Source organism: Xanthomonas cissicola (assembly GCF_008801575.1).
GTDB classification, from domain to species: Bacteria; Pseudomonadota; Gammaproteobacteria; order Xanthomonadales; family Xanthomonadaceae; genus Xanthomonas; species Xanthomonas cissicola.
Map to the genome: position 1 here is coordinate 24429 of NZ_VZPL01000002.1, position 24988 is coordinate 49416.

A 24988-nucleotide genomic window follows, 5' to 3' on the forward strand; every position below is an offset into this window, starting at 1 on the left:
GGTGAGCTCGGCGTTGTTCGACCACTGGATCGCCCGCACCGAACGCAGCCTGGAGGCCGGCTTGCCGAGCGCCACGCATGCGCCGCAGCGCCTGCATGCAGCGATGCGCCACGCCGTGCTGGGCGGGGGCAAGCGCATGCGGCCGCTGCTGGTCTACGCAAGCGGCGCATTGTTCGGTGCCGCTGAGGATCAGCTCGACACGCCCGCGGTGGCAGTAGAGCTGATTCACGCTTATTCGCTGGTGCACGACGATTTGCCGGCGATGGACGACGACGCGCTGCGACGCGGCCAGCCCACCGTGCATATCGCCTTCGACGAGGCCACCGCGATTCTGGCCGGCGATGCCTTGCAGACGCGCGCGTTCGAATTACTCGCCGCTGCCTCTGCCAGCGCCGAACTGCGCGTGGGCTGGATGCAGAGCCTGGCCACCGCGGCGGGCGCGGCGGGCATGTGCGGCGGCCAGGCGCTGGACATCGATGCGACCGGGCAACTGCAATCGCTGCAGCACCTGCAACGCATGCATGCGCTCAAGACCGGCGCGTTGATCCGTGCAGCGGTACGGATGGGCGCACTGACCGGAGGCGCAGCGTTGGCCGACCAGCAGCGCCTGGACGAATTTGCCGACGCGCTGGGCCTGGCCTTCCAGGTGCGCGACGACATCCTGGATGTGGAATCGAGCTCGGCGCAGCTGGGCAAGACCGCCGGCAAGGACGCGGCGCAATCCAAATCCACCTACCCCGCCCTGCTGGGGATGGACGGCGCCAAGGCGAAGCTGGCCGAACTGGCCGCGCGCATGCATGACGTCCTGCAGCCCTACGGGCAACCAGGCGAGACATTGGCCACCTTGGCCCGGTTTGCGGTGAACCGCGCGCACTAGGCGCCGTTGCCAACGCCGCTACACCGCAGCAAGCGGGGGCGGCCGATGCCGAATGGATCTGAAGTTCCTGCGTGCCGCGACGGCGCGCCGGTCGCTCGCGGCCACATCTCGACCATTGACGACATAAATCGGACGCAAAGGACATGATTTGCGCACTCCGTGCGCCAGCGCACGGTCAACGCCTGCAGCAGCGGCGACCAACCAGCGAACTCGGTCACACATTGCAACTTTTCTTGGGTGCGTTTGTGCCAGTCGTTGACACATTCGAAGTCGCAGCACGTGACCGAATGCACATTTAAAGCTGAATTGTCGACATTTGTGATATTTCGGCACCGTGCATAAGTTCGATACGAACAAAAATATTCGCAATTGAATAACTTGTCGCGTTCGCTCGTCCTGCCTAGGTTTGGCTTGCCCGCATCCGCGGACATCCCCCGATCACACGGAGAGTTACTGGTGAAGAACGTTTTTTTTGCATCGTTTGCAGCAGGCACGCTGGCCGTTGTTGGCGTCTTCGGATCGGCGCAGGCGCAGTCCGTGCGCGGCCCGGTTCCGTTGACCATCGAACTGTCGCCAGTGGCCGACCAGGTTGGGCGTCTTCAGGGCAAGATCGCCGTCACCGTCACAATAATGGCAGCCGGATCGCGCGCGTGCCGACCTATCAGCTGCCGCTGAAATCACTGGATAACGGCATTCTGGAAGTGAGCCGCGACGGCAAGCCAGTGGACTACACCGGGCGCCTGGTCAAGCGCGGCCTGCCCAAGGCCGCCGACTTCACCATCCTGCAGCCGGGCCAGAGCGTGAAGGGCGAGGTCGATCTGGCCAGCGCCTACGATCTGTCCACCAGCGGCAACTACACCATCCAGGTGCGCTCGGCGCTGCAGTACGCCTCCTTCTCCGACGGCAGCCTGATGAAAGCGGCCAACGGCGAGCCGGCCGTGGCCACCAGCACCCCGCTTACCGTCTGGCTGGACGGCGCGCGGCGCGGCGTGCAGCGCCAGCTCGCAGTCGGCCCGACCGCCGTGGTCAACGGCATCAACTACCTCAACTGCAGCACCACCCGCACCAGCCAGGCCGGCAGCGCCGTCACTGCCGCGCGTAACTACTCGCAGAACGCGCGCAACTACCTCAACGCCGGCAGCACTGGTGCGCGCTACACCACCTGGTTCGGCACCTATAACGCCTCGCGCTACAGCCGGGTGAGCTCGAACTTCGTCAACATCGACAATGCGCTGGACCAGAACAACGGCCAGCTGACGATCAACTGCAGCTGCGAGGCGGATCTGGCGGATGCCTATGCCTACGTCTATCCAAACCAGCCGTATGAGATCCACGTCTGCAACGCCTTCTGGAGTGCATCGACCACCGGCACCGACTCCAAGGCCGGCACGCTGGTGCACGAGACCAGCCACTTCACCGTGGTGGCCGGCACCCAGGACCGCGTGTATGGCCAGTCCGGCGCGCGCAGCCTGGCGATCAGCAACCCCGCGCAGGCCATCACCAATGCCGACAGCCATGAGTACTTCGCAGAAAACACCCCGGCGCAGAACTGATCGCTCCATCGCCTGATACGACAAAGGCCCGGCATCGCTGCCGGGCCTTTGTTGTTTCCACTGCACCAGTTACTTGATCAGACGCAGCGCGAACGGGTAACGGTAATGCTCGCCATTGTTGGCCTTGACTGCGGCCAGGATGCACAGCACCAGGTTGGCAATCCACACCAGCGTCGGCAAGAAGAACAGGATGCCGAACGAGACAATGGTCAGAATGATCGCTGCCACGGTGGCAATGAGCACGGTAATCTGGAAATTCAGCGCTTCCTTGGCTTGATCGGTCGCAAACGGCTTGGACGGGCTGGCGTCCTTGCTGATCAACCAAATCACCAACGCGCCGACGAACGAGCTCACGATGCCGAGCAGATGCGCGGCCAGCGCGAGCGTGCGCTCCTCCGACGGACTGCTGGTGCCGACCGGCGGCGGCGGTGGCGGTGGCGGTGCAGCGTGCGATTCGAATTCGCTCATCATGTCTCCCCGTGCATGGTTGTGGTGCGGCGGACTATAGCAACGATTCAACCAGCCACCAGTGCGGAAAGACGTGGGCGCACGGCCCGGCCGTGGCTGCAATGGGCCACGTCGTGGCGACAAGACCGCCCTGCCTTGCGGCGAGCTAGCGCCGCCCACAAGACGCAGATGGCTTATTCAATAGCGTCGTAAGGTGCGCAGATAGCGCTCGCACGTCGCGCGCGCCGCCGCATGATCCATACCCTCTTGCATCGCGCGCCCGAGAACGCGGGGGCGAACCGTGACTGCCCGCTTCGGCCCCACGCGCATGCACCGTCAGACTCGAACGACTGCTCGCGCGACGTGCGCCGACACAACAAGCCGCCGCTCGGAAACCGGTGAAGCCGGTACAGCCGATGCCGCTCAGCTGTCGCCTGCCACCGTCATGCGGTTGATCAGCACCGAGCCGATCTTGACGTGCGAGCGCGGATCGACATCGCTGCCCACCGCTTCGATGCCGGCGAACATGTCGCGCAGATTGCCGGCGACGGTCAGGCCATCGACCGGATAGGCAATCACGCCATTCTCGATCCAGAAGCCACCAGCCCCGCGCGAATAGTCGCCGGTGACGGGATTGACGCCATTGCCCATCAATTCGGTGACCAGCAGGCCGCGCGACATGCCGGCAATCATCGACGCCAGATCGCCTGCATTGGCGGTGACCTGCAGGTTGTGGACGCCGCCGGCATTGGCGGTGGTCTGCAGGCCCAGCTTGCGTGCCGAATAGCTGCCCAGCACATAGCGCTGCAGCACGCCGTCGGTGATCAGCGCCGAACGCCGCGTCGCCACGCCTTCGCCGTCGAAGGCGGCCGAGCGCAAGCCGCGGCGCAGGTGCGGCAGCTCTTCGATGTTGAACCAGTCCGGGAACAACTTGCTGCCGACGCTGTCGAGCAGGAAGCTGGCGCGGCGATACAGCGCGCCGCCGGACACCGCACCGAGCAGGTGGCCGACCAGCGAGCGCGCCACTTCCGGAGCGAACAGCACCGGCAACTGGCCGGTGGGCAGCGAACGCGGCTGCAAGCGCGCCACGGTACGCGCGGCGGCATGGCGGCCGATGGCGTCGGGCGCTTCCAGGTCCTCGCGTGCCAGTGCACTGCTGTACCAGCCGTCGCGCTGCATGCCGTCGCCCTGGCCGGCGATCAGCGCGCAGCTGATCGAATGATAGGTACCGCGCTCGCGGCCGACGAAGCCATGCGAATTGGCGTACACCGACAGGCTGAGCCCGGTGCTGGCCGAGGCGCCGTCGGAGTTGCTGATGCGCGCATCGGCGTCGCGGCCGGCGGTTTCGCAGGCCAGCGCCAGATCCACCGCGGTGTCGGCGTCCAGCGCCCACGGGTGCCAGCCATCCAGCTCGGGGAACTCGCGCGCCATCAACTCCGGGTCGGCCAGGCCGGCGGCCACGTCGTCCTCGGTGAAGCGGGCGATCGCGCAGGCCTGCGCCACGGTGGATTCCAGGCTGGACTCCTGCAGGTCGGCGGTGCTGGCACTGCCCTTGCGCTTGCCGAAGTAGACCGTGACCGCAATGCCGCGATCGCGGGTGGATTCGACCGTCTCCACATCGCCCAGCCGCACATTGACGTCCAGGCCGCGCTCTTCGCTGCAGCTCACTTCGGCCTGCGTGGCGCCGGCCGCACGCGCGCGCGCGAGCAGGCGCTGGGAGATGTCGGTGAGCGCATCCAGGCGCTGCAGGCTGTCGTCGGTGACGCAGATTTCGGAGGAGAGTACGTTCAATGCTTTATCCTTGGAAACGCGGATCCGTCCGCGAAAGCCCGGCTGTCCATGGCCGGAGTGTTTGAATTCGGTGCGGAGTTGTTCCGCCGACGCCCGGCCGTTCGAGGCCGGAGATGTTTATCAACCAAGTTTCGGGATGTGGTGGCAATGCGCGGACGCGATGAAGAGACCGGTGAATTTCGCGGCGCCAGCCGCAGCCAGCAGCGGCGCGAGGCGCTGGAGATTTTCGACCTGGGCGAAAAGCTGGTGGCGCTGACCCCGGCGCAGTTGGCCAAGTTGCCGGTGCCCGAATCGCTGATCCCGCATATCGAAGAGAGCAAGCGGATCACCTCGCATATCGCGCACAAGCGGCAATTGGCGTTTCTGGCCAAGCACATGCGCCGCGAGGACGAGCAGACCCTGGCCGCGATCCGCGATGCGCTGGACGCCAATAGCGACACCGCGCGCCGCGAAGTGGCGGCGATCCACCGGGTCGAGCGCTGGCGCGAACGCCTGCTCGCCGAAGGCGACGTGGCGCTGGCCGAACTGCTGGAAGCCTACCCGGCTGCCGACCGCCAGCAACTGCGTCAGCTGGTACGCAACGCGATCCACGAACGCGCCAAAAACAAGCCTCCGCGCGCCTACCGCGAACTGTTCCAGGTGCTGCGCGACCTGTCTCAAGAGCAGGGATTGGAGAGTGGGGATTCGGAATTGGAAGACGGCGAATCGGCGTCGGAGGACGACGAATAAGGATCCGCTCGATCCATCAATCGAGGCAACGGCCATCCCAGCCGTTGCCAATTCCAAATCCAGACTCCCGATTCCCCTCTGCTGAACCGGCAAACGGCAAAGGCCCGACGCGCTGCTCTGCGCTCCTGCCGCTGCGATTCCCCTATCCCGATTCCCGATTCCCCGCATCTCAGGCCTGCGTTCCGCCAACCGTGATGCCGTCGATCAACAGCGACGGCTGGCCGACGCCGACCGGCACGCTCTGCCCGTCCTTGCCGCACACGCCCACGCCTTCATCCAATGCCAGGTCGTTGCCGATCATGCGCACCTTCTGCATGGTCTCCGGGCCGTTGCCGATCAGGGTGGCGCCCTTGACCGGCGCGGTGACCTTGCCGTCTTCGATCAGGTAGGCCTCGGTCGTGGAGAACACGTACTTGCCGCTGGTGATGTCGACCTGGCCGCCGCCGAAGTTCACCGCATAGATGCCCTTCTTGACCGAGCGGATCATCTCTTCCGGGTCGTGCTGGCCGGCACGCATGTAGGTATTGGTCATGCGCGGCATGGTCAGGTGCGCGAACGATTCGCGGCGGCCGTTGCCGGTGGGCGCAACGCCCATCAGGCGCGCGTTGTGGCTGTCCTGCATGTAACCCACCAGCACGCCGTCTTCGATCAGCGTGGTGCACTGGCTGGGCGTGCCTTCGTCGTCGATATTGAGCGAGCCGCGACGGCCGTCCAGGGTGCCGTCATCGACGATGGTCACGCCCGGCGAGGCCACGCGCTCGCCGATGCGCCCGGCGTAGACGCTGGTGCCCTTGCGGTTGAAGTCGCCTTCCAGGCCGTGGCCCACCGCCTCGTGCAACAGCACGCCGGGCCAGCCCGGGCCGAGCACTACCGGCATCACCCCGGCCGGCGCCGGGATCGCATCCAGATTCACCAGCGCCTGGCGCAGCGCTTCGCGCGCGAAGCCTTCCGGGCGGCCGTCGGCGAACAGGTCGGCATAGCCATAGCGCCCGCCGCCGCCGGAATAACCGGATTCGCGCCGGCCGCCCTGTTCGACGATCACCTGCACGTTCAAGCGCACCAGCGGGCGCACGTCCGCTGCCAGCACGCCATCGCTGCGGGCGATCAGCACCGTGTCCACGCCGCCGGACAGGCTCACCATCACCTGCTTGACGCGCGGGTCGGCAGCGCGCAGGAACTGGTCGATCCGGCGCAGCAGGTCCACCTTGGTGGCGCTGTCCATGTCGTCGATCGGGTCGGTGGCCGGGTACAGCGCACGGCCACTGCCGCGCACCAGTGAGCGGGTGGATTGCGCGCCGCCCTCGCGCGAGATCGCGCGCGCGGACTGTGCAGCTTCGAGCAGCGCATCGCGATGGATATCGTCGGAATAGGCGAAGCCGGTTTTCTCGCCGGCGATTGCGCGCACGCCCACGCCTTGCTCGATGGAGTGCGCACCGTCCTTGACGATGCCGTCTTCCACGCTCCAGCTCTCGCGCCGCGAATGCTGGAAATACAGATCGCCGAAGTCGATGCCCGGGCCCAGCAGGGCGCCGAAGGTGCGGTCGAGATGGCCGGCGTCCAGGCCGGAGGGAAGCAGCAGCCGGGTTTCGGCCAGAGTGAGAGCGTTATCGGTCATGCGGTCAGGATGGGGCCCGCGCGCCGGGGAGACAAGTCGTTCGGCTGAACATGCGGCGCAGCTATCATCGTCGGTCAGCTCTTCACCGATCGCCCGCGCATGAAGCTCATCGCCCACGTTCTGGACGGCCACACGCTGGACATCCGCCCTGCCCCGCACGAGCGCGCGTGGATGGACGCCACCGAACAACGCTACGCCTACCGTTGCCTGCCGCTGGCGATCGCCAACGCGCATGGCTGGGAGCTGCTGTGCCGGTCCGGCTTCGAGGCCAGCTGGGACGGCAGCAACGCGCTGGCGGCGATCACCATCAGCGCCGATGCAGACACGCAGGCACCGGCGATCAGCCACTTCGGCTATGGCGTGCTGACCTTCCACGTCCCGTGCCTGTTCCGCACCGACACCGGCATCGACCTGTTCGTCACCGGGCCCCTGAACCGGCCCAAGGACGGCATCGGCGCGCTGAGCGGCATGGTGGAAACCGACTGGAGCCCGCATACCTTCACCATGAACTGGCGCTTCACCCGGCCCGGGCGGGTGCGCTTCGAGGCGGGCGAGCCGTTCTGTCATCTGTTCCCGCTGCAGCGACAGTTGATCGAGCAGGTGCAGCCGCAGTGGAAGCCGCTGTCCGAGGCGCCGCAGCTGGCGCAGCAACACGCCGACTGGACGCGGAGCCGCACGCGTTTTCTCGATGACCTGCCCGATGCGCAATCGGCCGCGGCGCGCGAGAAATGGCAGCGTGGCTACTTTCTTGGCGTGGCTGCACCCGCGCAGCCGCCAGTGCCGGGGCATCGGTCGCGACTGCGCTTGCCGATGTTTACCCGTGCCGGCAGCGAGGACACGCCCGCAGAGTGAGGCCGACGGACTCCGTCAGCGCTGCGTCGGATCGGTCTTGCCGGACTTGCCGGAGGGTGCGGCCGGTTTGCTCGGCGGCCGCTCGCGCGCCTCGCGCTCCACCACGTCCACCTGCGGGTCTTTCCACGGCCCGGTGACGTGATAGGTCTTGGCACCGATGGCACCGAGCGGTTTGCCGAGCACTGCGTTGGCCGCTGCGCCGACGGCGGCACCCACCGGGCCACCGGCAACCGCGCCGACCACGGTCAGCAGGTTGCCGGCCTTGGGGTTCACGTCCACGGTCTGGTCGAAGGTCTGCGCGCGCAGGTCGGTCTGGCCGCGGATCGCGATGTCGGCGGCCGGGCCTTCGATGCGGATGGCATCGGTCCGCGCGAAGCCCTCGCCGAAGCGCACCTCGCCGGCCAGCTTGTTGAAGGCCAGCCCCTTGGAGAAGAAATCGCGGAAGTCGAACATCAACCGGCGCGGCAGCTGCGCCACGCTCAGCAGGCCGAGCACGCGGCCGGCGCCCGGGTCCACTTCCAGCAACTGGCCGTTGCGCACATCGACCTTGAGGTTGCCGTCCAGCGAACCGAGCGCGAAACCGGTTGGTGAGCCCTGCCAGCCGGCATTGAGTTCCAGTTGCCCTTCACCGCCGCGCAGTTGGCCGCCCAGGGTGAGGTTCTGCAGCAGATTGCCCAGGTTGCGGCTATCCACGCGCGCCGACAGGCGCGTGCTGGCCGCCTCGCCCTTGCCGCGCCAGGCCCCGGTGAGGCCGATATTCTGATCGTCCGAGCGCAGCTGCAGCTGATCTACCTGCATGCCATCGGTGAGCCGGCTGCTGCGCAGGGTGGCCGCACCGAAGGTCATTTTGCCGATCTGCAGATCGTCGATATCCAATGCCAGCGGGGGGATCGACACCGGGTCGAATTCGGCCACTGCACGACGCGCGGGCTCCGGCAACGCGCCTGCCAATGGGTCGCCAGGTTCGGGCGCGGCCGGCTCGGCAGGCGCCTCCACCGGCTGCCAGTGCACGGTCTTCAACGTGCCCTGCACCGTTGCGCCGTCGGCATTGGGAACGGTGAGCTGGCCGGCCAGCGAGGGTCCGTCCAGCGTCACCGCCACGGTATCGCGGGTGGGGCGCAGACGCAGACGCGTCTGCGGGAACACACCACCGATCATCAGCAACCGGTCTGCCTGCACATCCACCTGCTGCAACGGCATCGGGTCTTTGCTGGGCACGGCCGGCTGGCCGGGCAGCGGTGGCATGTCGGCGTCGCCGCTGCTGCCGCGCGCCAGGCTGATCCAGTCGATCGCATCCAGCGACGCGGCGCGGCCGGTGACCACCAGCCCGTTGGCGGGTGGCCGTTCGGTGACGGTGTCGGTGCCCATCACCACACGCACGCCGGTCTGCGCGCCATGGCTGCTGGCCTTGAGCGCCACCAGCTTGCCGAACCCCACATCGATGTCGCCATCGCCCAGCGGCAGCGCAACCTTGACCCGGGTATCCAGTGGCTCGCTGGCTGCCTTGTCCAATGGCGCGGGCAGATCCAGCGTGGTGCCGACCAGAGTGGAGCGCAGCGTCAGTACCGCGTTCGCATCGGTCTGTCCCGGCGGCGGCAGCGGCACATCCACGCCCACCTGCCAGGGCGCACTGCCATGCACGTACGGGCGCAGCCATTCCATCTGGGGTGCACGATCGAACAGTTCCTTGGCATCCAGGGTGGCGCCAAGACGTGCTTCGAAGGCTTGCTTCGGGTCCTGCACCAACCCGCCAGCGCGCAACGACAATTCGCCGCTGCGGCCTTCGTGCTGCACGCTCAACCGCTCGGCGGCAAAGCCGGTGTCGCGATACTCGGCCTGCCCGCTGACCTGATCGAAGGCCAGATCCCAACGCGCGTCGGCCAGCTTGGCGCCCTGTAGAGCCACCGTGCCCTGCAGATGGCCACCGACGCCATGCGTCCGCAACGGACGCAGCAGGTCGAAGGTCACGGCGGCCGGCCCGGACACAGTAAGATTGCGCAAGGTGTCGCCATAGCGCCGCTCCAGCGGACTCTTGCGCAGCATGCCGAGCAATTGCGCCGCATCGGCCTGCGTGGAGGCGCGGACGTAGAGTTCGGAGGTGGCAAAGCTGGGAATGCCAGCTTCCAGCTGCGCGATCGGGGTACCGGCAAGATCGCCCTGCCCGTGCAGCGAGAAGCCGTTGCCGATGAAGCTCAGGTTGGCCTGGACCTGCTCCATCGCCGGCCAGTCCGGCTGGAAGCGGATCACGCCATCGCGGATCTGCCCGAACGCTTCGAAGCGCCCGTCGTTATTGTCGAAAGGCCAATCGTCCAGATCGCCGCTGACCAGGCCAGTGCCGCCGGTGACGGTACCGCCGGCGACGGCCATGTCGAGCCAGTCGATGGCGGCCTCGCTCATCTTGGAGCGGATCCAGAACTTGCGCGCCACCGGTAGCGCCACATCGTCCAGCTGGGCCGCCAGCTGCATGCGCGGGCGGCTGCCATCGCCCAGGAACCACAGCCCGCCACGCACGTTGGCGCCGTAATCCTTGCCCTGCACACGCAGCGCCGGGGTGGCGACCTGCCAGCCAGCACCTTCGCGCCAGCCGACGATCTTGCCGGCCAGTTGGATCTCGTGCACCACGCCAAAGCCGGTCGGCCAATCGAAACGCAGCGTGGCGTCGGGCGCGGGGTCCAGCTCGACGCCCTGCGCATCGCCATCGATGGTGCCGCGCAGGCCACTGATGCCAGGCGCATTGCCCACCGGCAAAAACCCCAGCTCCTCGATCTGGCCCTGCGCGCGCAGTGCGCCGCCCGGCTCGCCGGCGACCTGCAGGTCGGCCACGCGCAGCTGCGGTTTGGACAGGCTCAGCCAGCGCCGCAAGGCCGGCGACAACTGCTCGCTCAGGGCGGCCGCTGCGATCAGGCCCGAGGCATCCACATGCCTGCCCATCACCGCGTAGCGGCGCCCGCCGGCAATGCTCAGCCCGTCCAGGCGCTGCAGTTGCGCCGCCTGGCCCAGGCGCAGTAGCGGCGCGTCCACGCGCCAGCCGCCATCGATGGTCTGCCAGCGCGCACGCGCCTGCAGCCGTTCCCAGGTGAGCGTGCGCCGCGCGGTCTCGTCCGGCAGCGCGGCCCCGGACAGGCGTAGCTGCTGCAGGTCGACATCCACGCTCACCGCAGCGATCCGGCGTGCGCGCAGTTGCGCCCAGGCCTGCAAGCGCCCCCCACCGCCATCGACGCGCATGCCGCCGAACTGCAGCAGCGACGCCCATGCGGACAGGTCGGCCGGGTCGGCTTGCACATAGGCGCTGCCGTCGCCGCTGTCGCGATCGAATTCCAGCACCGCCGTCAGCGGCGCGCGCTTGAGATCGATCCAGCTACGGCTGCCCACTTTCACGGTCGAGCCGCTGACGCGCAGGCGCAGGTCGATGCGCGGCAGCGTGGTGTCCAAGCCGATCGAAGGCGCGGTCACATGCAGGCGCGCTTCGGCCAGCTGGATCTCGCCAAGCCGGCGCAGCGCATCCAACGGATCGGAGTTCCCGCCGCTGGGCATGCCCTGGACCGACCACACACCGTCATCGCTACGCTGCAAGGTCAGCGCCAGGCCACGCAGGCGTATTTCGGTCAGTGAATGGCCCGGCAGCAACCCGGCGTACATCGCCAGCAGCACCTCGGCCTGGCCAATGCGCACCTCGCCGTGCCGACCGATGCGCAACCCATCCAGCCGCAGCAGCGGACCGCGCCGGGTCCATTCGGTTTGCAGCCGATCGAACGCAATCGGCTGACCGGCACGCTGGCTCAGCCACTGCGCAATCTGCTGCGGATGTTCCTCGGCCAACGGCAGCGCCTGGCTGGCCGCGCCCACCAACAACGCGACCGCCACCAGCGCAAGCGCGCAGGCAGTGATCGCATAGCGGCGAAACAGACGGAGACGGCGGCGCAGCGGGGTGGGCATTAACGGCTGGGAATGGGGAATGGGGAATAGGGAATCGTAAGAGCACCAGCGCAGGCGCACGACCGGTTAGCCGCCCGCCTGCGCAACGAAGTTGAAGTGATACCAAAGGTCCCGTGGAGCGGCTGTTGCTCCACACCCATTCCCCACTTCCGATTCCCCATTCCCGGCCTCACAGCAGCACCACATCGAACTGCTCCTGCAGGTACTGGTCGTCGGACTGGAAGCGGATGCTCTTGCCGAGGAACTCCTCCAGCTCGGCGACGGCTGCCGATTCCTCATCGGTGATGCGCGCGACCACCTTGGACGAGGCGATCACCAGCAGGCGCGCGGCATCGAACTGGCGCACGGCGCGGGTGATCTCGCGGAAGATTTCGTAGGTCACCGTTTCGGCGGTCTTGATGGTGCCTCTTCCGCCGCACTGGCCGCAGGTTTCCGAGAGCTGGCGCTCCAGGCTTTCGACGGTGCGCTTGCGGGTCATCTCCACCAGGCCCAACGGCGAGAACTCGTACACGGTGGTCTTGGCGTGATCGCGCGCCAGCGCTTTTTCCAGGGTGCGCAGCACCTGCCGGCGGTGCTCGGAGTCGTCCATGTCGATGAAGTCGATGATGATGATGCCGCCCAGGTTGCGCAGGCGCAGTTGCCGCGCCACCGCCTGCGCGGCTTCCAGGTTGGTGCGGAAGACGGTTTCTTCTAGATTGCGCTGACCGACGAACGAACCGGTGTTCACGTCGATGGTGGTCATCGCCTCGGTCTGGTCGATCACCAGATAGCCGCCGGATTTGAGCGGCACCTGCTTGTTCAGCGCGCGCCCGATCTCGTCTTCGACGCCGTACAGGTCGAAGATCGGGCGGTCGCCGGTGTACAGCTCCAGCCGCTCGGCCAGCACCGGCATGTACTTGGCCACGAAGGCCTGCAGTTGCACGAAGGTCTCGTTGGAATCGACCTTGACCTTTTCCACGTCGCGGCGGATCAGGTCGCGCACCGCACGCAGCGGCAGGCTCAGGTCTTCGTAGATGATGCTGCACGGCGGCGCTTCGCGGCCGCGGCGCTCCACCACGTTCCAGACCCGCGACAGGTAGGCGATGTCCTCGGCCAGTGCCTCGGCCGGCTGGCCTTCGGCATTGGTGCGGATGATGTAGCCGAAGCCGCCATGCTGGGCCGAGACCTCGCTGACGATGGTCTTCAGGCGCAGCCGCTCGGCTTCGTCTTCGATGCGCGCCGACACCCCAACGACCTTGGACTGCGGCAGCAGCACCAGATAACGCGAAGGAATGCTGATCTGGGTGGTCAACCGCGCACCCTTGGTGCCGATCGGATCCTTGACCACCTGCACCACGATCTCCTGGCCGTCGCGCAGCAGCTCCACGATCGGCACCGACGCCGGCGGCGGCGGCGGGATCGGGGTCTCTTCGGTATCGACCACGCTGGCCGGCGCCGGCGCCAGACGGACCACGTCGTTGGCGTGCAGGAACGCGGCACGCTCCAGCCCCACTTCGACGAAGGCAGCCTGCATGCCCGGCATCACCCGCTGCACCTTGCCCTTGTAGATATTGCCCACCACGCCCCGCCGCCAGCCGCGCTCGATATGCAACTCCTGCAGCATGCCGTTCTCGATCACCGCCACACGGGTCTCGCGCGGGGTGACGTTGACCAAAATCTCTTCCGACATCAATGCGCTCCGAAGGCTGTGAGCAACTGCGAGGTGTGGTACAGCGGCAATCCCATCACGCCGGAATAGCTTCCGGACAGATGGCGGATGAAGCGCTCGGCGCGGCCCTGAATCGCATAGGCGCCAGCCTTGCCCATCGGCTCGCCGCAGGCGGCGTAGGCGGCGATCTGCGCATCATCGAGGGTGTCAAAGGTGACCTCCGACACCACCAATGCCTGCGCCGGCGCGCGCTGTGCGCAGACTAGAACCACCGCCGTGAGCACCTGGTGGGTGCGACCGGACAACTCACGCAGCATGGCGATGGCATCGTCCACATCGAGCGGTTTGCCGAACACCCGCTCGCCCAGCACCACTTCGGTATCGAAACCCAGCACGATGGCGTCGGGGTCGGCGGCCTGTACCAGCGCCAGCCCGGCGTGGGCCTTCTCCAACGCGACGCGCTGCACGTACTGGTCGGGCGATTCATCGGCTGCGCGCAGCTCGGGCACATCCAGTTGCAATGTCTGGAACGGCACATCCAGGCGTTGCAGGAGTTCTTGTCGGCGCGGCGAACGGGAAGCGAGATAGAGCATCCGTCCAGCATACCTGTTGCCCGCACTCGCCCGCTTGCCTGGTGAACGCACACACCGTTGCCGACGGCGTGGCCGTGCTCGACTCACAACATATTCATCGACCTGCCAACACGCTCGCCACACAGACAAGGAGATCTCATGCATACCCATCTCAAGCCGTTGTTGCTGGCCCTGTCCATCGCTGCCGGAACCGCCATGACCGCCCACGCCCAACCTGCGTCGAGCTATACCATTCCCAGCGACGGCACCCTGCTCAACGTATCGGCCGAGGCCGAGGCCAAGCGTGTGCCGGACATCGCCACGCTGTCTGCCGGGGTGGTCACCCAGGCCGCCGACGGCAATGCCGCCATGCGCCAGAATGCCGAGCAGATGAGCAAGGTCATGGCCGCCGTCAAGGCCGCCGGCATCGCCGACAAAGACGTGCAAACCAGCGGCATCAATCTGAGCCCGCAGTACACCTACAAAGAGAACGAAGCGCCCAAGATCAACGGCTACCAGGCCAGCAACACGGTCAGCCTCAAGGTGCGCGACATCACGCGCCTGGGCAAGGTGCTGGACGCCCTGGTCGCGCAAGGCGCCAACGACATCAACGGCCCCAGTTTTTCGATCGACCAACCCGAGCCGGTCTACGACGAAGCCCGCGTTGCCGCACTGAAGAAGGCCCAGGCGCGCGCCGACACTTATGCGAAATCGCTTGGGCTGAAGGTGCGCCGCATCGTCAGCATCTCCGAGGGCCGCAGCGGCGGCGCGGTTCGCCCGATGATGATGGCCGCCTCGATGCGCTCGGCAAAGGCCGAGATGGACACCCCGGTCGCCCCCGGCGAGAGCACCTTGTCGATAAACCTGGATGTGACGTTCGAACTGGGGCGTTGACAGGGTAGCCCCACCCTCAAGCCTCACGTGTTGCGTTTGCATTGCCCTCTTCGGAGGGCAATGTCGTTTGCACGCTTGGTAGAGCGCACCTCACTTCTGGCCGCCGCCAGTCGATGGTGGTTGCCAGTGACTGGCAGCGAGCCACATTTCCCCTAAGAAACAAAAAGATTGCCTGGCTGCAAGTGCCCAGAGTCATGAGGACCTGGTCTGAATACGCGCTTTTAGCTGTTTGTGCTTAAAAAAACATGAAATTTAGCGAAATTATTCTTTAAGCAGGCGCGACCGCTCTCTAGCATCGGTTGTCAGCGCACCGTCATCTTCGTGACGGCGCCCATCTGGAGAGCGATAGAGATGACCAGCCACGCCGCGCGGCAACGCCGCCCGTTTCGTTCCACGTCGCCTGCGCGCTATGGCCGCATCAGCATGCTTGCGCTTGCCCTGAGCGGCGCCGTCGGCATGCTCGCCACCGGCACTGCGGCCGCGCAAAGCACGACCGCCGGCATCTACGGAAGCGCGCCGGCCAGTGCAGGCGCCACGGTCACCGCGCAGAGCGACACCGGTTTGACGCGCACTGCAACCGTCGATGCCAATGGCCGTTATGCCATCGGCAACCTTCCGGTGGGCACCTACACCGTCACCCTGCAGCGCGAAGGCCAGGCCGCCGAGACCCGCAAGAACATCGCGCTGCGCGTCGGCGCCGGCACCGATGTGTCCTTCGGCAGCAGCAATGCGTCCGACGACACTGCCACCCTGGGCACCATCACGGTGACCGGCAAGAACATCTCGCCGGTGGACGTCTCCGCCACTGCTTCACGCACCGTCATCACGGCCGAGCAATTGCAACGCCTGCCGCTGGCGCGCTCGGGCGAAGCGATCGCGCTATTGTCGCCCGGTGCGGTGCAAGGCAGCGGCTATTTCGGCAACGCCATTTCCTTCGGCGGCGCCGGCGTTACCGAAAACGCCTACTACCTCAATGGCTATCTCAGCTCCAATCCGCTGACCAACATCGGCGGTGTCACCCTGCCGTTTGGTGCCATCGATCAGCAGGAAACGTATACCGGCGGCTATAGCGCCCGCTACGGCCGCTCGGCCGGTGGCGTGCTCAGCCAGGTCGGCAAGCGTGGCACCAACGAGTGGCATTTTGGCGCGCAGGCCTTGTGGCGTCCGAGGTCGCTGTCCAGCGACTACAAAAATGTCTTCTACCCCGATACCGCACCGCCTGCCGGCTATGAGTACAGCGACGAAAGCCTGCCAGGCACGCTTTACCGCAGCCGAAAGGACGACACCTTCTGGAACACGGTCTACAGCGTCTACGCTGGCGGCCCGCTGGTCGAAGACCGCCTGTTCGTGTTCGTTGCCGCAGAGCAGGAACGCACCGAAGGCGTTTCCACTGCACGCAGGGACGACCCGGTCATCGGCCGCAACAACTATAGCATTGATGAGCCGAAGGTCTACGCCAAGATCGACTGGAACATCAACGACAGCAATATTCTCGAACTGACCGGCGTCAAGAACAATTCTCGCGAAGGCGGTGCCTATACCGATTTCAACGGATACCCGGACGTTGTCAGCGACGCCAACGGCGCATTCGCCGATACGGTCAAGGTCAACGACCGCTACTACATCGGCAAGTACACCAGCTATATCACCGACGATCTGACACTGAGCGCCACTTACGGCAAGAGCCGCCAGACCGACTTCCGCAACAACCCCAGCACCGCACCGCTGCTGACCAACACCAATCTGCAGGACCCGGCCATCACCGGTGGCAGCGAGATACGCAACAACCAGACCTCCAGCCAGGCACGCGACGGCGAAAACAAGACGCGCGGCCTGCGCATCGATCTGGAATACGTGCTGGGCAGCCACACACTGACCGCAGGCGTGGACAACATGTATTTCAATGCCAACAACGAGGGCGTCATCACCACGGGTCCAGGCTACCGCTGGATCTATGGCCGCTCTTCCCGCCCCACCTCGCCCATCAGCGCTGCACTGGGCGTGGGTCCGGCCGGTGGCAACGGCTACTACGTGTATCGCTCGGTGTTCAATACGGCGACCAGCATGTCAGTCGCGCAGAAGGCTTACTTCCTCGAGGACAAGTGGCAAGTCAACGACAAGCTGCTGCTGACATTGGGTATCCGCAACGACAAGTTCACCAACTTCAACGATGCGGGCGAGGCTTACGTGACCAGCGGCGACCAATGGGCGCCGCGCCTGGGACTGAGCTGGGATGTGTTCGGCGACTCGTCGCTGAAGGTGTACGGCAACGCAGGTCGCTATTACCTGGCGTTGCCCAACAGCGTGGCCATCCGTGGCGCATCGCCGTCCACTTTCACGCGCGAATACTTCACCTACTCCGGCATCGATGCGCAAGGCAGCCCGACCGGACTGACGCCGGTCGCAGTGGATCCATCCGCCGGGTTCTCCTGTTCGGGCAACATCGTGTCGTCCAATCTGGAATGCGGCCAGGCACCGGATGCCGCCGGCATCGCCGCCACCGACCTGAAGTCGATGTACCAGGACGAGTTCATGCTTGGCTTCGACAAGACCCTGGGCGAGAGTTGGGTCACCGGCGCCAAGGCCACCTATCGCACGCTCGGCGCCACCATCGACGACGTCTGCGATGCGGACCGCATGCGGACAAAGTTGACGGCATCGGGCGTCGACCCGAGCACCGTCAACGTGCCCGGTTGCATCATCTTCAATCCCGGCGAAACCAATTCCTTCAGCCTCGCCAATCTCGATGGCTCGGGCCGCACCTCGGTGACGATGTCGCCGTCGGACTGGGGCTTCGACAAGAAGGCCAAGCGCACGTACCTGGCGGTGGACCTGTTCCTGCAGCATCCATTCGACGGCAAGTGGGAAGGCCGTATCGACTACACCTGGTCGCGCAACTTCGGCAATACCGAGGGCCAGGTGAAATCCGATATCGGGCAGACCGATGTGTCCAAGACCCAGGATTGGGACGCTGCTGCGCTGATGTGGTACTCGGGCGGGTATCTGGCCAACGATCGCCGCCATCAGATCAAGCTTTACGGCTCCTATCAGATCGCACCCGAATGGCTGATCGCGGGCAATATCCGCATCCTGTCCGGCACCCCGAAATCCTGCCTGGGATATGTGAGCATCAACGGCATCAGCGAAGATTCCGATGCCGGCGATCCGGTGGGCTATGGTTCTTCGTACCACACCTGCAATGGCCAACCGTCGCGTCCGGGCGATGCGGGCCGGTTGCCGTGGACCAAGATCGTCGACCTGGGCCTGACCTATCGCCCGGCGTTCGCGGACAACAAGCTCGCCATGACCTTGCAGGCCTTCAACATCTTCAACGAACGCAAGCCGCTGCAGGTGGATTCGACCTGGGAGGATAGCGCCTTCACGCTGTCCAATACCTACGGAATGGGGCTTTATTTCACCCAGCCGCGTTACGCCATGTTCTCCGTGTCGTACGACTACTGACGCACTCTCCCGTCAGCGTCGCTTCCCCAGCCCTGCGAAGGGCTGGGCTTTTCTTCGATGCACGCCCAGCTTCGGCTGGGCGTTTCGTTTGCGCGGATGATTGCCGCGGCTGACCCATGCGACACGCGTGAGCGGCGAGGTATCGCCGAGCATTACAAGGATGACGCGTGCCGCGTTGACGGTTCGGCGCAGCCACGCAATCTTGCGTGGCGCTTGTGCGGTCGTTACCGCTGCGGTAAACCTACGCTACCGGATGGTGATGTGCGTCCGGGTCGCGCTGGTCCTTTCCGCAGTTCCGTTCTGGAGGTGGATGATGGTTCGCACGCAATCGCAGGTTTCTTCCCGTCCCCTTGGCATCGACCCCTCGCGCGTTCTGGCGATGAGCACGGCCGTGGCATTGCACCTCCTGGCGGGCGGGCTGTTGTTGATTCCGCTCTCGCATCGGGCCATTCCACAGCAGACCGCGCCAAAAGAGCGCTGGCTCATGCCGGTCAGCATCCCGACGCCGCCACCACCGCGGGTGTTTCCCGTCGAAGTCACGTTCACGCCGAAAACGCATTCACCGACCAAGTCGCTCCCGCTGCCGGTACAGACTCCGGTGGTCAGTGAAACATCCCTGGTCGACAGCGCACCGTCTGCCGTTGCCGCAATGGTCTCCGACGTCGTTGCAGACAGTGCCCCGACGACCACCGCACCCAGTGGACCGATCGAAGCAGGTCGATTGCAGTATCTGAGTTCGCCAGCGCCGAGCTATCCGGCGGCCGCACTGCGCGCAGGTCAGCAAGGCACGGTCCTGCTGCGCGTCCTGGTCGGCACCGATGGGCGTCCGGCCGAAGTCAGCGTGCAGACCAGCAGTGGTCATCGCATGCTCGACCTGGCCGCGCGTAGCCAGGTGCTGCGCAACTGGCGCTTCCAGCCGGCGATGCAGAACGGTCAGGCCGTGCAGGCCTATGGTCTGGTGCCGGTGAGTTTCTCGCTGAATTGAGCGGTGACCGGATGCGGCGGGCTGCAACCGCAGCCGCCGCATCGATATGGCGCTGCACACACGTTTCGTCAGCCGCTCCTATGCGCGGTGATACGGATGGTTGGCCAGCATCGCCGCGGCGCGATACAGCTGCTCGGCGACGATCAGGCGCACCAGCATGTGCGGCAGGGTGAGTGGGCCGATCGACCAGCTTTCGCTGGCGCTCTTGAGCACCTCTGCCGCGTGGCCTTCCGGGCCGCCGATGAGAAACGCCAGGTCGCGGCCCTGCCCGCGCCAATGCTCCATGCGCTGGGCGAGCTGTTCGGAACTGAGCGGGCGCCCCGGCACATCAAGCGCCACCACGTAGGCGTTTTTCGGCAGCGCGGCGAGCACGCGGCGGCCTTCGTCGTCGGTCGCGCGCTGCGCAGCGCGGCCCTTGCCGCGCAGGCCGGGTTCGATCTCGACCAGCTCCAGCGGCATCCAGTGCGAAAGACGCTTTTGATATTCGGCAAAACCTTGCGCCACCCAGCTCGGTGCGCGCTCGCCGGTAGCGATGAGTCGGCATTTCATGGCGACATGATATCCGCGTCACAGCCCGGGCAGCCCGCGGCGATTTGTCACTGCGTGTCATGGTGTGGTTACAGCTGGCAATTAGTGTCGCCCGACCACCCAGCCACGCAGGAGTCGTTCGATGCCGATTTTCGATCCCGCCCGCCGCCAGGTTCTCAAGGGCAGTGCTGCCGTCATGGCCGCCGGCGCCCTTGGTAGCTTGAGCGCGTTGCAGTCGCGCCAGGCCCAGGCCGCCACCTCGCCCTCCACGCAACTTGCACCGGTCCCGAGCCGGTACGGCCCACTCGCCCCGGTCGCCGACCAGAGCACCGGTTTGCCGCTGCTGCAGCTGCCACAGGGTTTCAGCTATCGCTCGTTCGGCTGGAGCGGCGACCGCATGGACGACGGCCAGCCCTGCCCCGACCGACATGACGGCATGGCCGTGGTCGGCCTGCGCCGACCCGACTGGCGTCCCGGCAGCGACCCGCTGCGCGGCCTGGAATACGTGCTGATCCGCAACCACGAACGCGGCGCGGGCAGCCCGCTCCGCGCCCCGGCGATGTACGACACCGGCACCGTCAGCGGTACTCAGCAGGCCGGCGGCGGCACCACCACGCTCAGTTATGGCCGGCGCGGCTGGGGCAGCCTGGAGCCGAGCCTGGGCGGCACGCTGGTCAACTGCGCCGGCGGCCCTACGCCATGGGGCACCTGGCTGAGCTGCGAAGAGATCAAGACCAATGCGGTCTCCAGCACCGGCCGCAAGCATGGCTATGTGTTCGAGGTGGACCCGGACAGCCACCGCACCACCGGCCGCCCGCTAGTGGGACTTGGCCGTTTCAGCCACGAAGCGGTGGCGGTCGATCCGCGCACCGGTATCGTCTATCTCACCGAAGACGACCGCAACAAGGCCGGCCTGTACCGCTTCATTCCCAACGACCGCCGCGGCCGTCATGGTTCACTGGAAAACGGCGGGCGGTTGCAGGCCGCGCGCGTGCGCGGCCGCCGCAATGCCGACCTCACCGTGGCCGGCATCGGCCAGCAGTTCCAACTGGAATGGGTGGATATTGCCGAGCCCGACCTGGACAGCATCGCCGCACCGGCCGGCTTTGCCGATATCGGCGCCAACGACACCCTGAGCGGCCCGTTCGCACAGGCCTGGGCCGATGGCGCGCTGCGCATGAGCCGCGGCGAAGGCATCTGGTACAGCTACGGCAAGATGTTCATCGTCGACACCAGCACCGGCGTGGATGCGCAGGGTCGTCGCGGTTACGGCAACGGTGCGGTGTGGGTGCTGGACCTGTTTACCCAACGCCTGAGCGCGCTGTTCGTCAGCGGCAATCAGCTGGCCGCGCACAATCCGGACAATGTGACGGTGAGTGCGCGCGGCGGCGTGGTGTTGTGCGAAGACGGCGGCGAAAGCCCGGACGAATACGGCCCTGGCGCGCGTCTGCTCGGCCTGACGCGCAACGGCCAGTCGTTCTATCTGGCCAAGAACAACGTACAGCTGACCTCGCAGCAGATTGCCGATGCCGGCAAGACCATTGCCGAAGGCGACTACCGCGACACCGAGTTCTGCGGCGCGTGCTGGGACCCGTTGGCGCGCACCTTGTTCGTCAACATCCAGACGCCGGGCATCACCCTGGCCATCACCGGGCCGTGGGAACGCGGACCGCTGTAACCGCATGGCGCCACGCGCCGGCGGTGTGCATGCCCCGAACAGCGCGTGGCTGAGGAATGCACGACGCCGGCCGATTGCGCAGCGAACGTCCCAAACGATAACGGCGCCCAAGGGCGCCGTTGTTGACTCTGCACGCCTGCGGCGCGCCTGCGCAGACTCAGCGCAGTTCGTCGGACTCGTCTTCGTCGGACGGACGTTGATCGCCCACGGTCCACAGACGCTCCAGCGCATAGAACTCGCGCACGCGCGGCAGCATCACATGCACCACCACATCGCCCAGGTCGACCAGCACCCATTCGGCTTCGCGCTCGCCTTCCACGCCCAGCGGCATCACGTCCAGGCGCTTGGCGAACTTGACCACTTCGTCGGCGATCGACTTGACGTGGCGGGTGGAGGTGCCGGAGACCACCACCATGTAGTCGCAGACGCTGGACTTGCCGCGCACATCGATCTCGACCACGTCCTTGGCTTTGAGTTCTTCGACAGCCTCGCGCACGGTCGCCAACAGGGCCGGCACGGATGGCGGCGGGTTCGGGAGGGAGGTCTTGATGACTTGGGCTTGGCTGGTCAAAGCGGCAACTCGATGGAATTGGCGTGAATTATAGGCCGGTCCGGCCGGACGCGTGTTCAGGTAGCCGGGCGGACGCTGCGGTACAGGCCTTCGCGCTGGATCATTCCGGCCACCGGCGGCGGCACCAGACTCTGCCATTGCGCACCGGTGGCGATGCGTGACCGGACCGCACTGGCCGATTCGCCACGCAGGGGCTGATGCAGCAGATACAGGCGGCCGGCCGGCGCACCGAGCAGCTCGTCGGCGCCGGCGACCCAGCGGCCCTGCACCGCCGTGGCCAGCTGCGGTGCGTCGGCCAGCGTCAATGGTGTGCCCGGTCGGGCGGCAACCACGAAATGCGCCAGCCCGAACAACGCCTCCCACTGATGCCAGTGGTGCAGCCCGGCGAAGGCATCGGCGCCGAGCAACCAGGCGATCGGCGCCGCAGGGCCGAGTTCGGCACGCAGCCCGCGCAGGGTATCGACCGTGTAGGACGGCGCATCGCAATGCGCGGCGCGCTGCAGTTCGCGGCTATCCAGTTGCAGCCCTGGATAGTTGGCCAGCGCCAGTTTCAGCATCTGCGCACGTTGCGTGGCGGTGGCACCGGGTGCAGGACGATGCGGCGGGTCGGCAGCCGGCACCAGCCGTACGCACGCGCCCAGTTCGTCGCGCGCCGCGCAGGCGATGGCCAGATGGCCCAGGTGGATCGGATCGAAGGTGCCGCCGTAATAAAGATGGAGCTGGGAATCGGGATTCGGGATTCGGGAATCGGAAGAGCCGGGGTCCGCAACGTGGTCGGGATGGGAGCGTTGCTGTTCCTGCGATCCGGAAGCGCTGATTGCAGGGCTGGCCTGCGCAAGCTGGTCGGAATGGGCTCGCTGCCGGTCACCCTGCCCTTCCCGGCTCCCCGGTCCCGGGTCCCGGGTCCCGGCGTCCCTAGCCTTCACGCCAACAATCTCACCGCGCGGGCTTCGGCCACGGCCACCAGCAGGCGTTCCAGACCAACCCAGGCATCGCCGTCGGCGCGGCCCTTGGCCATGCGATCGACCAGCCCGGCTTCGGCGACGAAGCGTTCCCAGCGGTGCGGTTCGGGGTGACGCTGCAGCGCGCGCTTGAAGGGCGCCTGGCGCGACTCCCACAGCCCCTGTGCCTTCATTTCGGCAGCCAGGTTGCCGCCGTTGGCCTGCACCTTCGCCAATGACGCGGTGCGTAGCAGTTCCTTGATCAGGATCGGCATCAGCGCGGCAACCGCCTCGCCTTCGCCGCGCAGGCCGGCAAGCATGCGGATCACCGCGGCCGGCTGCCCGGAAAAAGTGGTTTCGGCCAGCCGGAACACGTCGTAGCGCGCGGCATCGGCCACCAGCGATTCCATCGCCTCCAGATCCAGCGTCTTGCCGTCGGCCAACAGGGCGAGCTTGTCGATTTCCTGCGCGGCGGCGAGCAGGTTGCCTTCCACCCGCTCGCTCAGGCGCTGCACGGCAGCGGCGTCGGCGCGCAGGCCGTGCGCGCGCAGGCGGCGCTCGATCCAGTCGGACAGTTCGTGCGGTTTGATCGCCCAGGCCACCGCGATGGTACCGACGCGGCCGACCGCCTCCGCCCACTTGCCGTGATGCGCCTTGCTCCAGTCGTTGGCGGTGATCAGCAGCACCACGTCCGGCGGCGGGTTGGCGCAGAAGCGGCTGATGACCTCGGCCCCGTCCTTGCCGGGCTTGCCGCTGGGCAGGCGCACTTCGACCAGGCGGCGCGGACTGAACAGGCTGGGCGCATTGAAGCTGGCGTCAAGCTGATTCCAGTCGAACTCGCGGCCATCGGCATCGAACACTTCGCGTTCGCCGATGCCTTCGGCGCGCGCGCGCGCGCGCACCGCATCGGCGGCCTCAAGCACACGCAAGGTCTCGGGGCCGGCGATCAGATACACCGGCTGCAATGGCTGGCTGGACTGGCCGGCCAGCTGCTCTGGGCGAAGTTCCATGACCGGAAACGCGGGGCGCGGCTTAATTGCCCGACGTGGGCGCGGGCGGCAACGAGGCCGGCACGCTGGATTCGGGCGTCGTGGTCGGCTGCGCTGGCGCCGTCGGGGCCGGCGGCAATGGCGCGGTCGGCGTGCTCTCCAGACCTTCGCCGCGCTGCAGGCGTGCCCGCACCACGCTGTCGATACGGCGCAGGATCGAGGCCGACATGTCCCTGCGCAGTTCGTCGGCAAGGATTTCGCGCTCGGTTGCCGTACCGGTGGCGTCCACCGGTGGCGACACGTAATCGCGCGACAGCTCGATCACCTGCTGCGGCACCAGCACCGAGCCGTTGGCGGTGGTGACGGTGAAAATGGCCGCGTAGCGCAGGCTGTATTCCTGTGCACGGCCCTGGCTGTCGATGGCGATCGGCAGATCGCCCCAACGCTCGGACAACACCTGCACCTGCGCAAAGCCGGTCTTGGCATCATCGTCGGCCAGCGTGGCACCGGAGGCCTTGAGACCCCGCCGCAACAGCTTGGCCAGCTCGCTGTACTGCACGGCGGACTGCACCTTCACCGCCGGTGTATCGGGCGGCAACGCCAGCGCATTGCGCAAATGGAAGCCGCAGGCGGTGAGGCTCGAGACGAGCACGAGGGACGCAGCGAAGGCAGTAGGAAATCGAATCATGGGCACAGTCTGGATGAGCGCCCCGGCGGCGGCAACAGGCGGCTAGCCTGCCCGAGACCGCGTGAACGGGGCTTGAGAGGGCGCCGCGAAAAACTGCGGCGCCCCAGGAATGAAAAACGCGTCGCCACGCGCCAGTGAAACGGATGGTCAGAAACCGCTGCAAACTCCCCCACGCGCCCGTGCGCGCCAGCGAAGGGCAGTGTCGAAAACGAAAGCCGTGCCCACGTAAGCC

The 24988-nt window shown here is 66.4% G+C and carries 18 protein-coding genes and 1 pseudogene; 8 read left to right on the forward strand and 11 right to left on the reverse strand.

Features of this window, described 5'->3' with window-relative positions:
* Position 1: 1 nt before the first annotated feature.
* Together F7R02_RS01060 and F7R02_RS01065 are read left to right on the forward strand one after the other, a co-directional pair.
* Entirely contained in the window at positions 2-877 is an 876-nt protein-coding gene (locus tag F7R02_RS01060) for a polyprenyl synthetase family protein (protein WP_003486850.1), read from the forward strand.
* A 456-nt stretch (positions 878-1333) separates the two neighbouring features.
* Positions 1334-2430: pseudogene (locus F7R02_RS01065) on the forward strand (M35 family metalloendopeptidase).
* Between the two features lie 69 nt (positions 2431-2499).
* Here F7R02_RS01065 and F7R02_RS01070 read toward each other — a convergent pair.
* Both F7R02_RS01070 and pmbA read right to left on the reverse strand, forming a co-directional pair.
* Complete coding sequence (locus F7R02_RS01070; RefSeq protein WP_078591202.1) at positions 2500-2898, reverse strand: DUF4870 domain-containing protein; 399 nt, start codon at positions 2896-2898, stop codon at positions 2500-2502.
* Between the two features lie 402 nt (positions 2899-3300).
* Positions 3301-4668 (reverse strand): metalloprotease PmbA, encoded by a 1368-nt coding sequence (gene pmbA / locus F7R02_RS01075; RefSeq protein ID WP_078591181.1) that lies wholly within the window; start codon positions 4666-4668, stop codon positions 3301-3303.
* Between the two features lie 147 nt (positions 4669-4815).
* Here pmbA and yjgA point away from each other — a divergent pair, with 147 nt between their 5' ends.
* Complete coding sequence (gene yjgA, locus F7R02_RS01080) at positions 4816-5397, forward strand: ribosome biogenesis factor YjgA (RefSeq protein ID WP_005933477.1); 582 nt, start codon at positions 4816-4818, stop codon at positions 5395-5397.
* A 169-nt stretch (positions 5398-5566) separates the two neighbouring features.
* Here the strand turns inward: yjgA and tldD are convergent, their stop codons facing one another.
* Positions 5567-7012 carry a metalloprotease TldD gene (tldD, locus tag F7R02_RS01085; protein ID WP_078591180.1) on the reverse strand — a complete coding sequence of 482 codons (1446 nt, stop codon included), beginning with the start codon at positions 7010-7012 and terminating at the stop codon, positions 5567-5569.
* 99 nt (positions 7013-7111) lie between these two features.
* Here tldD and F7R02_RS01090 point away from each other — a divergent pair, with 99 nt between their 5' ends.
* A complete protein-coding gene (locus tag F7R02_RS01090) occupies positions 7112-7864 on the forward strand; it encodes a DUF6065 family protein (RefSeq protein WP_078591179.1) in 753 nt (250 codons plus the stop codon).
* 15 nt (positions 7865-7879) lie between these two features.
* Here F7R02_RS01090 and F7R02_RS01095 read toward each other — a convergent pair whose 3' ends face one another.
* The 3 genes from F7R02_RS01095 to F7R02_RS01105 all read right to left on the reverse strand — a co-directional run bounded on the left by F7R02_RS01095 (position 7880) and on the right by F7R02_RS01105 (position 14041).
* The gene (locus F7R02_RS01095) at positions 7880-11800 is read right to left on the reverse strand and encodes a YhdP family protein (protein WP_078591178.1); all 3921 of its coding nucleotides are present in this window, start codon (positions 11798-11800) and stop codon (positions 7880-7882) included.
* 169 nt (positions 11801-11969) lie between these two features.
* The gene (gene rng / locus F7R02_RS01100; RefSeq protein ID WP_003486835.1) at positions 11970-13469 is read right to left on the reverse strand and encodes a ribonuclease G; all 1500 of its coding nucleotides are present in this window, start codon (positions 13467-13469) and stop codon (positions 11970-11972) included.
* Positions 13469-14041, reverse strand: coding sequence for a Maf-like protein (locus F7R02_RS01105; RefSeq protein ID WP_033484541.1), 573 nt, complete (start codon positions 14039-14041; stop codon positions 13469-13471). Before F7R02_RS01105 ends, rng begins: the two co-directional genes overlap by 1 nt.
* A gap of 138 nt (positions 14042-14179) precedes the next feature.
* Here F7R02_RS01105 and F7R02_RS01110 point away from each other — a divergent pair, with 138 nt between their 5' ends.
* The 3 genes from F7R02_RS01110 (at position 14180) to F7R02_RS01120 (ending at position 19361) form a co-directional block, all read left to right on the forward strand.
* Positions 14180-14914 carry an SIMPL domain-containing protein gene (locus tag F7R02_RS01110; RefSeq protein ID WP_033484542.1) on the forward strand — a complete coding sequence of 245 codons (735 nt, stop codon included), beginning with the start codon at positions 14180-14182 and terminating at the stop codon, positions 14912-14914.
* Between the two features lie 351 nt (positions 14915-15265).
* A complete protein-coding gene (locus F7R02_RS01115; RefSeq protein ID WP_078591177.1) occupies positions 15266-18376 on the forward strand; it encodes a TonB-dependent receptor domain-containing protein in 3111 nt (1036 codons plus the stop codon).
* 310 nt (positions 18377-18686) lie between these two features.
* Entirely contained in the window at positions 18687-19361 is a 675-nt protein-coding gene (locus F7R02_RS01120) for an energy transducer TonB (RefSeq protein ID WP_078591176.1), read from the forward strand.
* A gap of 78 nt (positions 19362-19439) precedes the next feature.
* Here F7R02_RS01120 and rlmH read toward each other — a convergent pair whose 3' ends face one another.
* Complete coding sequence (gene rlmH / locus F7R02_RS01125) at positions 19440-19910, reverse strand: 23S rRNA (pseudouridine(1915)-N(3))-methyltransferase RlmH (RefSeq protein WP_078591175.1); 471 nt, start codon at positions 19908-19910, stop codon at positions 19440-19442.
* 121 nt (positions 19911-20031) lie between these two features.
* Between rlmH and F7R02_RS01130 the strand changes: the two genes are divergently transcribed.
* Positions 20032-21567: an alkaline phosphatase PhoX gene (locus F7R02_RS01130; protein ID WP_078591174.1), complete on the forward strand. Its 1536-nt coding sequence runs from the start codon at positions 20032-20034 to the stop codon at positions 21565-21567.
* Positions 21568-21724: 157 nt separating this feature from the next.
* On the opposite strand, the gene rsfS is transcribed toward F7R02_RS01130, so the two are convergent.
* From rsfS to F7R02_RS01150, 4 genes are read right to left on the reverse strand one after another with little or no spacing between them, the layout of a single operon-like run.
* On the reverse strand, positions 21725-22138 hold the full coding sequence (gene rsfS / locus F7R02_RS01135; protein ID WP_005912943.1) for a ribosome silencing factor: 414 nt from the start codon (positions 22136-22138) through the stop codon (positions 21725-21727).
* Between the two features lie 56 nt (positions 22139-22194).
* Complete coding sequence (gene nadD / locus F7R02_RS01140; protein WP_033481585.1) at positions 22195-23064, reverse strand: nicotinate-nucleotide adenylyltransferase; 870 nt, start codon at positions 23062-23064, stop codon at positions 22195-22197.
* Positions 23061-24089 (reverse strand): DNA polymerase III subunit delta, encoded by a 1029-nt coding sequence (holA, locus tag F7R02_RS01145; protein WP_003486816.1) that lies wholly within the window; start codon positions 24087-24089, stop codon positions 23061-23063. The genes nadD and holA overlap by 4 nt, the downstream gene beginning before the upstream one ends.
* A gap of 22 nt (positions 24090-24111) precedes the next feature.
* Positions 24112-24756 carry an LPS-assembly lipoprotein LptE gene (locus tag F7R02_RS01150; RefSeq protein WP_005912936.1) on the reverse strand — a complete coding sequence of 215 codons (645 nt, stop codon included), beginning with the start codon at positions 24754-24756 and terminating at the stop codon, positions 24112-24114.
* Positions 24757-24988 lie beyond the last annotated feature (232 nt).

What these genes read in the sequence shown, in the direction of transcription:
- F7R02_RS01070 (WP_078591202.1), bottom strand. Translation starts at nt 2,898, where the DNA reads ATGAGCGAATTCGAATCGCACGCTGCACCGCCACCGCCACCGCCGCCG.
- yjgA (WP_005933477.1), top strand. Translation starts at nt 4,816, where the DNA reads ATGCGCGGACGCGATGAAGAGACCGGTGAATTTCGCGGCGCCAGCCGC.
- tldD (WP_078591180.1), bottom strand. Translation starts at nt 7,012, where the DNA reads ATGACCGATAACGCTCTCACTCTGGCCGAAACCCGGCTGCTGCTTCCC.
- F7R02_RS01090 (WP_078591179.1), top strand. Translation starts at nt 7,112, where the DNA reads ATGAAGCTCATCGCCCACGTTCTGGACGGCCACACGCTGGACATCCGC.
- F7R02_RS01095 (WP_078591178.1), bottom strand. Translation starts at nt 11,800, where the DNA reads ATGCCCACCCCGCTGCGCCGCCGTCTCCGTCTGTTTCGCCGCTATGCG.
- rng (WP_003486835.1), bottom strand. Translation starts at nt 13,469, where the DNA reads ATGTCGGAAGAGATTTTGGTCAACGTCACCCCGCGCGAGACCCGTGTG.
- F7R02_RS01105 (WP_033484541.1), bottom strand. Translation starts at nt 14,041, where the DNA reads ATGCTCTATCTCGCTTCCCGTTCGCCGCGCCGACAAGAACTCCTGCAA.
- F7R02_RS01110 (WP_033484542.1), top strand. Translation starts at nt 14,180, where the DNA reads ATGCATACCCATCTCAAGCCGTTGTTGCTGGCCCTGTCCATCGCTGCC.
- F7R02_RS01115 (WP_078591177.1), top strand. Translation starts at nt 15,266, where the DNA reads ATGACCAGCCACGCCGCGCGGCAACGCCGCCCGTTTCGTTCCACGTCG.
- F7R02_RS01120 (WP_078591176.1), top strand. Translation starts at nt 18,687, where the DNA reads ATGATGGTTCGCACGCAATCGCAGGTTTCTTCCCGTCCCCTTGGCATC.
- rlmH (WP_078591175.1), bottom strand. Translation starts at nt 19,910, where the DNA reads ATGAAATGCCGACTCATCGCTACCGGCGAGCGCGCACCGAGCTGGGTG.
- F7R02_RS01130 (WP_078591174.1), top strand. Translation starts at nt 20,032, where the DNA reads ATGCCGATTTTCGATCCCGCCCGCCGCCAGGTTCTCAAGGGCAGTGCT.
- holA (WP_003486816.1), bottom strand. Translation starts at nt 24,089, where the DNA reads ATGGAACTTCGCCCAGAGCAGCTGGCCGGCCAGTCCAGCCAGCCATTG.
- F7R02_RS01150 (WP_005912936.1), bottom strand. Translation starts at nt 24,756, where the DNA reads ATGATTCGATTTCCTACTGCCTTCGCTGCGTCCCTCGTGCTCGTCTCG.